Here is an 11,573-nt window from a genome sequence, read left to right on the forward strand (position 1 = left end):
ACCGGCGAGATCATGGAGAGCTGATCAGAAACGAAAGCGACGATAAGCCAAGGGCCCCGATCGGGGCCCTTGGCTTATCGTCTCACATCGCCAGCGCTGGCCTGGTTTTGCTCCGCCCAAGTGGCCTGGAATCCGGCCGCCGTTGACATTGCGATAGTATATGGATCAGCACGTCCACCATACAGCGGACCCGCACTTCGTCGGCCATGACCTCGCTCCTCGGATGGTGACGCGCGACCTGAAACCCCGGATTTGCGACACCCTTTTAACAGGGCTTGGTTGGGCATGGTCGCAAGAACGATGCGCGGCACTCCAAGGTCTCATGACCGAGAGCCAGCGAGTCCGAGTCACTCCATTACTGCCGCTACGATCAGGGCGAACGCCGTGATTACGAAGACCAGCCTTAGTGCGCGTCGCAGCGCGTTAATCGCATTTCTGTCCTTCATAGAGTGAAAGGTAGTTACGAACCTGCCCATCGCCAGCAGGCCCAGACATTGTGAGACGTCGTGCCACAGTTGCAGGACGGCCAACTGAACTGGATCGCCCGTTCAGAAGAATTAATCGAGGTGTAACGGGTTTAACGACTCAGTTGAAAACGATTATCTCTTGGTTGATCTGCCGGTTTCTTCCGTACTTCCGGTTGTTAGGGCTGGCTGTGGATGATCTCAACCGTGCCGCAATCGGTTTCCTTGACCTCCCGGCTATGACACTCCACGTACATCTCATGGATCGAGTCCTTCACTCTTCTCTTCGAGCGGGTGTGCCACATTACGGGGAACTGAACCCGACCCGGCTGCGTCGCGGCCCGGTCCGGGCGGAGGCTAGAGCTCCAGCGTACCGGGTTGCGCGGGTCTCATAGAGCGGCAAGCAATTCGGACAATTCCGTCATGACTGCCTGCAAAATGCTGGTGGCAACCATGATTTGCACATTGAAACGATCCGTCACCCTGCTTCCTGAAGGCGACTATGTGCGGCTGCAAGCGCTGGCGGAGTTGCTCGCCGAGCAAATGCATCCGCTCGCGTCGACCCTTGTCCGCAAGCTGAGCCGCGCCGAGTGGCGTGAGGCGGAAGCTATCCCGGAGCAAACGGTCTTGCTGGATGGGTTCGTCACCTATCGTATCGGGGACTCGAGGCAGCCCGAACGTCGGCTGTTGATCGATCCCGCAGACGGAATGTGGGCGCCCGCGGAGCTATCCGTGATCACGCCTCTCGGCATCACGTTGCTCGGTCTCTCGATGGGCGATCGAACCCCGATGATCGGGGCGGACGTTCGCGCGCCGCCATGGGTCGAAGTCGTGGCGGTCGACCCTGCGACGACGTCGGGGATCGTCCGAGGGCTGTTTCCCTCGAACCCGCCTGCGATGCGCTCGTCGTTGGCGGATCGCCCCCGATGGCCTAAGAACGCACGACGCCTCCCAGGCAAAGGAGAATGATGGAACTCTCCCCGCTACTGCTGATCCTCATTCTGCCTTTCGTAGGCAGTCTGGCCGTGGTCCTCTCTCCGGTGGCCTCCCCCGAACCGGTGACCTGGATCACCGGTCTCGCCTTGCTGGCCTGCCTGGCCGTGACCGTGTCCCTCTACCCATCCGTGAGCGGCGGAGGAGGATGGATGGCTTCGCCTGGATCTTTGCGGTCCTCGTCAGCGGTATCGGCCTCCTGGTCGTAGGGGTCTTCCTCATGGCGCGGCTGTGGCCGGTGCTCTCCGGTACGCCAGAATGGTTCATGATCCTGGGCATTGCGGGAATGACGCCATTCGTGCTCGGCGCGCACCACGGCACGGCTCTCCTCCTCGCCCCAAGCCGAGCCCACCCCGGGCGTCTTTTCATGGGCCTAGACTTGGATGGAGGGATAGCGGGCACTGAGGCGGCTTATCGCCCAAGTAACTGCTTTTCGTTGCGGCGCTTCGCCCCCTAGGCACGTGTTGCGCCTGCCCCCTTCCCCAATCGCGCCTTGCGCTGCACCGGTCCGCGTCCCTCCGGTCAGAAGCCTGCCAGGGCCGGGCGGTTGACGGCGCGATATCGGCGTCGCCCCCAAGCCGCCTTGCGGGGGCCTGCGCAGGCAGGGGTTGCGGCGTGTTGACGCGTGGATTATCGACAACGTGACAATGCCGGCAACCATGTGATTTGACAATTCGCGCGCCGCGACTAAGTATTCACGTATAATGGCGCGCTTCTCTTACTTCCGTCGCGGCCTGCATCGGGCAGGCAAGCTGATCGCGGGCAACTAACCCCGGTTTCGTCGCTTCGCGCGCCTCGGGTTCGCAGCAAGCCACCGGCGCCATAGCCCGGAACCGCGCCGTTCGAACGCGCGGGCATTCCATCAACACGCGAAGCCTGCATGGCTCGCAGTCGTCCAGAACAGGATAATCGAAATGACCAGCCAGACTTCCGGCGGGGCCAAGCCCCGTATCACGCTGACCGCCGTCGATCATGAGAAGCTCACTCAGCTCGCCAACGCCGCGACCAACACCTTCCCCGATGTCGCAGCCGAGCTTTCGGACGAAGTGGCGCGCGCCCGCGTTCTCGCAAAGGGCAAGCAGCTTGCCGACACGGTGCGCATGGGCAGCGAGGTCGTGTACCATGACGAGGTGACGGGCAAGAAAACGACCGTGACCCTCGTCTTCCCGCCTGATGCCGATATCGCGCAGGGCAAGATCTCCATCCTGACGCCGATCGGCACGGCGCTGATCGGACTTTCCATCAGCCAGTCGATCAACTGGACCACGCGCGGCGGCGACGTGAAGCGCCTGACGGTTCAAGCCGTCCGCGATCCGGTGGAGCGTGAGACGCAGCTGGCCTGAGCGCCGCGCCGCCTTGGAGAGCTGATTGCTGGAACTAGAGCGTCGGACGATTAATTGGACGCATATCCGGCGTGGCTGAAGAGGCTTCGGATTCTGCAGGGGTAACGGAGATCGCAGATGTCGCCGACGGCGCGCCAGAGCGCGTCGAATGTTCTTGCTGCGGCCTTTCGCTGATGGGCCTTGAGCTTGGCGAAGGCCATCTCGATCGGGTTGAGATCTGGGCTGTATGGCGGCAGGAAGAGGAGCCAGGCGCCCCTGTCGGCGAGGCACAGGGCCGCCCGCGCGCTTTTGTGGACGGCGAGATTGTCGAGGATGACGATGTCGCCCTTCGCCAGTGTGGGGGCGAGCTGGGTCTCGACATAGAGATCGAATGCGATCCGATCCATGGCCTTGTCGATGATCCATGGTGCGGTCAGGCGATGACAGCGCAGGCCTGCGATGAAGCTCTGGGTTCGCCAATACCCGAAAGGAGCAGACGCGCGCAGTCTCTCTCCGCACGGGCTGCGGCCGCGCAGCCTGACCATCTTGGTGTTGATCGAGGTCAAGACGAGCCGATCCCCCGCTCGCTCAGCCCTGCCGGAATGCGCGGGCAGGCCATAGCCGGCATCGGCCAGCGCGCAGCCAAACGCTCGCAGGCGGCGAGAACCCGGTCGGTCTCCTCGAGCCGATCTCCGGCTTGGTCCGATAGGTCCGGCGATCCTCGAGCATGTGGGATGCAGTGTCGACAAAGAGGATCTGAAAGCCCTCATTCTCCGGCCCGGCCTACAGGTCGAACCGGCCAACCGCTTCGGGCTGAAAAACTACTTGGAGGAGAGTGTATCTGGCCATTTGCCGGCTTCGTCTGGCCACTCGATACTCTCTCCTTCGGCGAGTCCGAGCAGCGCACTGCCCGTAGGGGCGAGGACTGAGGCGCGGCCGAGCTGCATGTCGGCGTCTGCGGGGGGAACCAAGGTGACCGCGGCGACATGCGCCCGACTGCCTCGGCCCTGGGTGCGATAGGTCACATGGGAATTGATCGTGGCGACGTGCCGCGAGATATCGGAAGGCGCAACCGCGCGCGCTTCCGTCAGTGCCTTCGAGAGCAGCACGATCGCCGGCGTCGCCGCAGCAGGGCCCGCGAGCGTGGAGAGATGGATCATCTGGCGCAGCCGATCGCGATCGAGCGTCGTTACAGTGATCGAAGGCGCTTCAGTCATCGCAGAAATCCCGAGCGGTCGAGAGATCGGTAGCCTATACCTCCAGCTCTGAATCAGTCAATATTTGTGCTATGAAGCAGTGCTACCGCTTTTGGCGCTAGATCAGGGAATAGCCTTTTTAATCTCTTTTTTCATCCGTATTCTATAAGCACGAATTCAAAAAATATAGGCTATTGATATTTCACACCATCCGTCGTATGAAAGCAATATTGCCTGACGTAGGCTTCTTTTTCTGATTGGAGAGGATGACATGTTTCATCGCACCCTCTTCCAATTTGGGATGGTCGCAGCTCTGCTGAGCGCCACCCAAAGGGAAGGTGTCTTTGCTGCGTGCGCCCTGGAAGTGCGCCTTGGGGCGATGCTCTCCGGGCTCCGGACGCCTCTCTCCCGCTTGTCGGCAATCGTTTTTACCCATCCGTTCCGAGTTGAGCGAAAAAGTCGCGGGAACAGCGCGAGAGCGCTGATCTCATGCGCGGGAACGATAGGTTCGCCCGCCGGATCATAATCGTCTCGGCTCATTGGGTCAGGCTTTTCCCCGCGGCTGCGGTTTCGCGTGCGCGTTCCGCCTCGTCTCCCACGCGGCCCCAGCTCGCATCCGCCGCCCAGCTGAATGCGTGAGCATTTGCGGGTCCCGGATGGCAACCACCTGCCCCTGAACGGTCCCCGCAGAGGCATGCGGCGGATAGGAAGGAACCATGCATCGATGATCCAGACACCGTATTATGTGATCGACAAGAACGCCCTGCTGCGCAACCTGGAGACGATCCAGCGAGTGCGCGAAGCTTCCGGCGCGAAGGTTCTGCTCGCGCTCAAATGCTTCGCCACGTGGTCGCTCTTCGATCTCATGCGCGATTACATGGACGGCACGACGTCTTCCTCGCTCTACGAGGTGAAGCTCGGCCGCAAAAAATTTGGCGGGGAGACGCATGCCTATAGCGTCGCCTTCAGCGATCACGAGATCGATGACATCGTGGCCCATGCCGACAAGATCATCTTCAACTCGATCGGCCAGCTAGAGCGCTTCGCCGATAGGACCGCGGGGCTGGAGCGTGGACTGCGGCTCAATCCGCAGATCAGTTCATCCGGTTTCGATCTCGCCGATCCCACCCGCCCGCATAGCCGACTGGGTGAGTGGGATGGAGACAAGGTTGCTGCGATCATCGGGCAAATTGACGGCTTCATGATCCATAACAATTGCGAGAATGCCGATTTCTCCCTGTTCGATCGAATGCTGACGCAGATCGAGGGCAGGTTCGGCCCCCTGATAGAGCAGTTGGCCTGGGTCAGCCTTGGCGGGGGCATCCATTTCTCTGGAGACGACTATCCGCTCGAAGCGTTCTGCGAGCGGTTGCTCGTCTTTTCGCAGCGCTACGGCGTGCAGGTCTATCTGGAGCCGGGCGAGGCCGCCGTGACGAAGAGCGCAACACTCGAGGTGACGGTCCTCGACACACTCAGCAATGGCAAGAACCTCGCCATCGTCGACAGCTCGATCGAGGCGCATATGCTCGACCTGCTGATCTACAGGCAAAGCGCCAAGATCACCCCGGACAGAGGTCCGCACAGCTACATGATCTGCGGGAAATCGTGCCTTGCGGGCGATATTTTCGGCGAGTTCCGCTTCGAGCGCGAGCTCAAGCCCGGAGACCGCATCTCGATCCAGGATGCGGCCGGCTACACCATGGTGAAGAAGAACTGGTTCAACGGCGTGCAGATGCCGTCGATCGCCGTGCGCGAGCGCGACGGCAGCCTGAAGCTCATCCGCGAATTCTCGTTCGAGGACTACCTGACGAGCCTGTCCTGAGGCTCGTCCCAACCAAGGAAAAGAAAGGGGCACCAGCCCAAATGAAAAAGAACGTTCTGATAATCGGTGCAGGTGGCGTGGCACATGTGGTCGCCCACAAATGCGCTCAGCACAACGATGTGCTCGGCGACATTCACATCGCTTCGCGAACCATCGGGAAATGCGAAGCGATCATTCGCTCCGTGCACGAGAAAGGAAGCCTGAAGACCGGAGGTCGGCTGGTCCCCCACGCGCTGGACGCGATGAATGTGGCGCGGACCGCCGAGCTGATCCGCAAGGCCGACTGTCAGATCGTCATCAATGTCGGCTCGGCCTTCGTCAACATGTCGGTGCTGACCGCCTGCCTCGCCACGGGTACGGCCTATATCGACACGGCGATCCATGAGGATCCGCTGAAGGTCTGCGAGATGCCGCCATGGTACGGCAACTACGAATGGAAGCGCCGTGAGGATTGTCGAGGCGCACGCGTGACCGCCATTCTCGGCGCGGGCTTCGATCCCGGCGTGGTCAACGCCTATGCGGCGTTGGCGCGCGACGAGTATTTMGACAAGATCGAATCGATCGATATAGTCGACGTGAACGCCGGCGACCACGGCCGCTATTTTGCGACCAACTTCGATCCCGAAATCAACTTCCGCGAGTTTACGGGGCAGGTCTGGTCCTGGCAGAAGCGGCAATGGACCTCGAACCGCATGTTCGAGACGCGTAAGGAGTGGGACCTGCCCGTGGTCGGCAAGAGGACGACCTACCTGACCGGACATGATGAGGTGCATTCGCTGTCGCGGAACCTCGACGTGCCTAACATCCGGTTCTGGATGGGCTTCGGCGAGCGCTACATTACCGTATTCAATGTGTTGAAGAACCTCGGTTTGCTGTCGGAGCAGCCGGTCCGAACGGCCGAGGGCCAAGAGGTCGTTCCACTAAAGCTGCTGAAGGCCGTCCTGGCGGATCCCTCCTCGCTGGCCCCGGACTATGTCGGTAAGACCTGCATCGGAGACGTGGTAAAGGGCATCAASGACGGCAAGGCGCGGGAAGTCTTCATCTACAATGTCGCCGATCACGCCGAAGCCTATGAAGAGGTCGGCAGCCAGGCGATCTCCTACACCGCTGGCGTGCCGGCAGCTGCCGCCGCGATCCTGATCGCCCGTGGCGATTGGGACGTCGGGACGATGGCGAATGTCGAAGAGCTGCCGCCACGCCCGTTCCTTGGCCTTCTCGATCGGATGGGGCTGTCCACCCGGATCAAGGATGTATTCGGCGACAGGCTGCTGAATTTTGACGTACCGAAGCGCGGTACAAGGGAAATGGCCCGGGTCGAGGCTGCTCCTGCCGATTGAACGCGCAGGCGTTCAGCGGCGGCGATCAACGGAACGGGGAAGCGGTCGATCTCGCGCTTTCCCGTTCCGGCCGGTCGTGCCACCGCCGAGATCGCGGCTCAGCTTCTGCCGATCGCGGCACGGCCTGAGGCAGTTCCGAGGGCGCCACCGGGCGCGTCCTCGATGCAACGGTTCAGCCTTGGAACCGGCGTGAAACACGACGGGCAATGGATGGCAGCCAACGGAATTCTCTGATGGCAGCGGTCGCAGGTGACGCTTCCGCACCGGACGGACACGGCTACAACTCCCCAAGCAGCGAACTCTGTTCGCGCGATGCCACAACGATTTCTGTTTGTGCGGGAGACCCGAAACGGGACGATACGCTGACCTTATTCAGGTCGTCGTATTCCTGTTCCGGGTAAAGCCATGCGTATTCTGGAACAACATCTCTMAATCTGCAGAATATGCAGGAATAAAATTCAGATAGATTGTGATCGCGGCATATTTAAGAGGGGTAGATAAAAATTTTCCCTGAATTTGACTTTCTGTCGGCAACGTCCGATGGTCTCCCTATGTCGAGGAGCAAACTCTCCGCCGGGGTTTTCTGTACCCCCTCTCAGCACGCACGCCCCTAGCCCTGGTTCGATGCGCTGGCCTTGGGCCATCGCGCGATCGGGCCAGGGAAAACCGTCGAGCCCGCATTCGGTCCCGCCACGGGGGATGCGCGGCATGTCGAATGATTTCTCCGTCAACACGCCATTCAGGGCACCGCGGCTTCGCCGCGCCCCAAGGCACAGCTGTGCGCCGGATGAACTGGATGGCTCCTGGTCCGAAGGATCTGTCAAAATGACCAAGCAGAAGCGCAACGGAAACCGAGAGGCAAAGAAGCCAAAAAAGCCGAAACCTCTGAAGCAAGCCGCGACATCTATTGCCGACCTCGCAAAACAGTCGGTTGGCAAGAAGTAGGCGGGAAACGAGGGTTTCACTTGAAACTCGCATGATGAGCACGAGGCGCGGGTCGGTCATGGGTTCATGGCCGGCCCGCGCCGTCTCAAGGCTGCGCTTGCGGTCAGGCCATGTATCTCTCAGTTGCCGACCGGCGCGCGGCCGGCGAGGCTATCCGTGGACAGGAGCCCGTACAGGTCTCGGGTGCTCAGAGCCTGTTTGATATTTCATACAGCCCTCATCCTGAGGAGCCATTCCGGCAGGGATGGCGTCTCGAAGGATGCTTCCGGAGGCGCCGGAGATCACTGGAGCATCCTTCGAGACACTGTTGCGCAGTTCCTCAGGATGAGGGATGCCCTTCTCAAGCCGGCTCTTGAGCCGCATCGGTGATGCCGCCGTGTACGACATCGATCTCGACAAGAGCATCGCCCACCTTGTCGTCGTGGAGGAGCACCGCCAGATCGAGGGAGATCACTCGTTCGGCCAGTCCTGGTACGAGCGCAGGATAAGGCTCACGCTTCACACGTTTKAGCGCCGTCTGCTCATCCCCGGGGAGATCGTCCCAACAGCCGCTATTACAGCCACTCTCGCGCCGCGGCGATAATCAGCCACAGCGCCGGCACAGGATTGCCCGGCGGCGGTCTGTCATTGTAATTCATCAGCTCGGATGCCCCCGGAGTTCATGGAACGGCATCCGTTCCGACGATGCCACCTTCATTTTCCAAGATGCCGATCCGCTTGACCTCGGAGCGGTTGAGTTTCAGCCGCACACCGACACCTCCGCCGTTCTCGTCGATAAAGGCGGCGCCGGCATTCTCGAGCGCTGTTTGGAGCGTTCTGCGGACGTCGTCGTCGGGGACGCTGATCCTGCGTTCGAATTCCTCGATGACTACGGAATCCACGTTCGAATTGGTGGCGAGCTTTTCGCGGGTCCATTCAATCAGCGCGCGGGCTGCGCGGCACTGCCCACCAGTGATCATCGTGAATCTCCCTTTGCCGAAACGATCGCTACTGACTATGAAGCCAAAGCGCCGCCGAACTCCACAAAAGCCGGCCGCAACGGCTCAGAGTCTAGCAGCGCACACGAAACCCAAAAAGTGAAGAGCAATGTCGTGCTGTGGTATGCAGTATCGCAATGTAATAAGATTACGCAGAATTGACAATAATTTATCCCATCCGATTTTGAAGTAATAGCGAAATACATTGCAGATATATCGAAAAGCCGAATGCGGAGTGCCGCCGCTTGTATCGAAGTGTAGCGAAGCCGTTTGACGATATTGTGCGATGGGCCCTCGTGGAAGGCTCCACAGTCATGACAGGCTCACTGGCCGACGGCGCTGGCGAAATTTTCCATGGTTCGAGCCTCAGGCACCGCAGACCCGATCGGGTTGCACCGGCCGGCCTCGAATCGACTGACGACAGCCCCGGCTCATCCGCCGCCAAGKATAGCGGCAAGATCGAGCCGAGCCTGCGTGGGAGCGGCGCCGCGATCAGCGCTTTATCGATGCATATGTGCAGCGCCGCGCCATCTGGCCTGAACAGAACGCCCGTATCTGTCCGCCTATAGGCCGGACTCGCGATCTCAGCACGAGCATTATCCGGCCGTGGCGTCGCCCGTCATCGCACCGGATTGACCATCGGAGTCCTTCGCTGCCTGCGCCCCGTCGCCTTCTGCCCCGCCGGCGAGCAGCCGGAGCCTGGTGAGCGGAAGCGGTAGGGCGCGAGCCCGCAAAGCTGCATCGATCTCGGACAAGACCGCATCGCGGCAATCGACGTCATCGGCGAAGGTCGGCACCCAGAAGCGGACATGATAGCGGATGCCCTCCGCATCGTAGGATAAAACCCTGACGTCCGGGCGCGGCGACGAGACGATGATCGACGGTTTGGCCGCGGCCTCGGCCAGAAGGGCCTTGGCATCCGCGACCGAGATTTCGTGATCGAGCACCACCTGCACCTTGGCGCGATATTTTCGCCTCGGGGCACTGTAGTTGATCAGCGTCTGGCGCGCGATCTTGCTATTAGGGAGGATCATATAGGTGTCGTCCCGCGTCAGCAGCCGAGTCGTGCGCCACCCGATCTCGATCACCCTTCCTCTCGTGGCGTCGTCGATCGCGACCCAGTCGCCGATCCGGTAAGGCGCCTCGATGCCGACCGCGATGCCGGAGAAGACATCCGCCAGCGCATTGCGGAGAGCGAAGCCCAGGAGTGCGATCACGAGCCCGGAGCCGGCAAGCGCTCCACTCAGCGATTGCCCGATCACCAGCATCAGTGCAGCGACACCAGCTGCGATGAAGAGCCCCGCGGTCACGAGCTCGACCAGAAGCTTCGGGACCTGGCGCTTCCTGGGTCCGCTGCGCTCAAGCGCCAGACCAGCCAGGCGTCCACCAAGCCAGGCAGCCGAAAAATAGCTCGCGCTGCCGGACAGGATCCGGATTGTCCTGGCCTCGATGCCCAGTTGGAACGCATCGAGCGCCGGCTGATGCAGCACATACAAGGCGATACTCGCCATAGCGCTGAGCAGCGGCCAGATCGTGCGCTGATAGGCGTGCGTCTGACTCATGACTCGCCCGTCCAATGGCGCTTCGATGCTTGCGCGCCCGGGATGCTGAACAACCAATCCGCCCCACTCGGTGGCTTGCCATGTGTGGCGGCCTGGAGTGGCCAGAGGCAATATACGCAGCATAGCGCTGCTTGGGGCGCCCGCCACTCAAAATGGCCGCAGCGCAGTATTTGGAATCCATTCGTCATTCGTCATATCTCCACGCGCGCAAGATCATCGCGCGCTCACACAGAAAGCTGGCTTGGGAAGGAAAATTTGGAGCGTGGGCTTGTTCGAAATCTAGATTTTTATATATCTTTTAGTTCAAGCAATGAGATCGAAAATAAGTCCTGCAAAGATTGAAAATCAAATTTATGAATATTGTTTGTTTAGTATACCAATCTGTCGAATTTAAGATTACCATATTTTTACTCGTATATTATTCACTTTATTTTTCCATAACTGAAATATACGATCTCTACCACCATGGGATATTATCAGTTTTCAGCGAAGAATTTCTCCGCGATCCATTGCCTCGCATACTGGGAGCCCGGGTTTGACGCGCGACAGCTATTGCTCCACCGCACGGTAGGGCCGGGACCACAGGCGCGCTCCAACTGCTTTCCCCCGAATCCGGATGGCTCTCTGGACTCCTGGCCAGCGGCAGGCACGGCCGTTTCATCACGCTCGAGACGATCCGATCCGGCATTGAGCCCAAGGATGGCGTCGCTCCCCGACATCTACATCACGCATGACGACCTCGGGATTTTGTCCGGCMTCGTTCAGACTGTCCTGCATGAAGGTCGCGTCGTCGCCGCTTCCCGGCTTGCGGATTCCGATTCATTCCGGCCGGGTATTCCGATTTGAAGCCGGCCACCGTTCCGATCTGATGTCGGCCACCATTCCGATTTGAAGCCGGCCGGGGTTCCGATCAATCCCCGGCCGGCTTCCGGAGAGTTTGGCGTTTTCGTTTGGG

The 11,573-nt window shown here is 60.4% G+C and carries 9 protein-coding genes and 1 pseudogene; 6 read left to right on the forward strand and 4 right to left on the reverse strand.

Going from position 1 to position 11,573, the window contains the following annotated elements; genetic code table 11:
• Positions 1-887: 887 nt before the first annotated feature.
• The 3 genes from AC1DIO_RS34415 to rnk all read left to right on the forward strand — a co-directional run bounded on the left by AC1DIO_RS34415 (position 888) and on the right by rnk (position 2,800).
• A complete protein-coding gene (locus AC1DIO_RS34415; RefSeq protein WP_476854869.1) occupies positions 888-1,433 on the forward strand; it encodes a GreA/GreB family elongation factor in 546 nt (181 codons plus the stop codon).
• A 172-nt stretch (positions 1,434-1,605) separates the two neighbouring features.
• The gene (locus tag AC1DIO_RS34420; protein ID WP_476769690.1) at positions 1,606-1,914 is read left to right on the forward strand and encodes a hypothetical protein; all 309 of its coding nucleotides are present in this window, start codon (positions 1,606-1,608) and stop codon (positions 1,912-1,914) included.
• 457 nt (positions 1,915-2,371) lie between these two features.
• The gene (gene rnk, locus AC1DIO_RS34425) at positions 2,372-2,800 is read left to right on the forward strand and encodes a nucleoside diphosphate kinase regulator (protein WP_476854870.1); all 429 of its coding nucleotides are present in this window, start codon (positions 2,372-2,374) and stop codon (positions 2,798-2,800) included.
• A 50-nt stretch (positions 2,801-2,850) separates the two neighbouring features.
• Here the strand turns inward: rnk and AC1DIO_RS34430 are convergent.
• Positions 2,851-3,342, reverse strand: a pseudogene (locus tag AC1DIO_RS34430) (IS630 family transposase); the annotation flags it as partial.
• Between the two features lie 258 nt (positions 3,343-3,600).
• Positions 3,601-3,996: a GreA/GreB family elongation factor gene (locus AC1DIO_RS34435; RefSeq protein WP_476854871.1), complete on the reverse strand. Its 396-nt coding sequence runs from the start codon at positions 3,994-3,996 to the stop codon at positions 3,601-3,603.
• A gap of 703 nt (positions 3,997-4,699) precedes the next feature.
• Here AC1DIO_RS34435 and AC1DIO_RS34440 point away from each other — a divergent pair.
• The 3 genes from AC1DIO_RS34440 (at position 4,700) to AC1DIO_RS34450 (ending at position 8,079) form a co-directional block, all read left to right on the forward strand.
• Positions 4,700-5,797 (forward strand): carboxynorspermidine decarboxylase, encoded by a 1,098-nt coding sequence (locus AC1DIO_RS34440; RefSeq protein ID WP_441480384.1) that lies wholly within the window; start codon positions 4,700-4,702, stop codon positions 5,795-5,797.
• Between the two features lie 41 nt (positions 5,798-5,838).
• Positions 5,839-7,134: a saccharopine dehydrogenase family protein gene (locus AC1DIO_RS34445; protein WP_476854872.1), complete on the forward strand. Its 1,296-nt coding sequence runs from the start codon at positions 5,839-5,841 to the stop codon at positions 7,132-7,134.
• Positions 7,135-7,842: 708 nt separating this feature from the next.
• Positions 7,843-8,079: a hypothetical protein gene (locus tag AC1DIO_RS34450; RefSeq protein ID WP_476769685.1), complete on the forward strand. Its 237-nt coding sequence runs from the start codon at positions 7,843-7,845 to the stop codon at positions 8,077-8,079.
• A 659-nt stretch (positions 8,080-8,738) separates the two neighbouring features.
• On the opposite strand, the gene AC1DIO_RS34455 is transcribed toward AC1DIO_RS34450, so the two are convergent.
• Positions 8,739-9,038 (reverse strand): helix-turn-helix domain-containing protein, encoded by a 300-nt coding sequence (locus tag AC1DIO_RS34455; protein ID WP_476769684.1) that lies wholly within the window; start codon positions 9,036-9,038, stop codon positions 8,739-8,741.
• Positions 9,039-9,652: 614 nt separating this feature from the next.
• Entirely contained in the window at positions 9,653-10,618 is a 966-nt protein-coding gene (locus AC1DIO_RS34460; protein WP_476854873.1) for a mechanosensitive ion channel family protein, read from the reverse strand.
• Positions 10,619-11,573: the final 955 nt, after the last annotated feature.

This window comes from Allobosea sp. 05T439 (assembly GCF_056396005.1).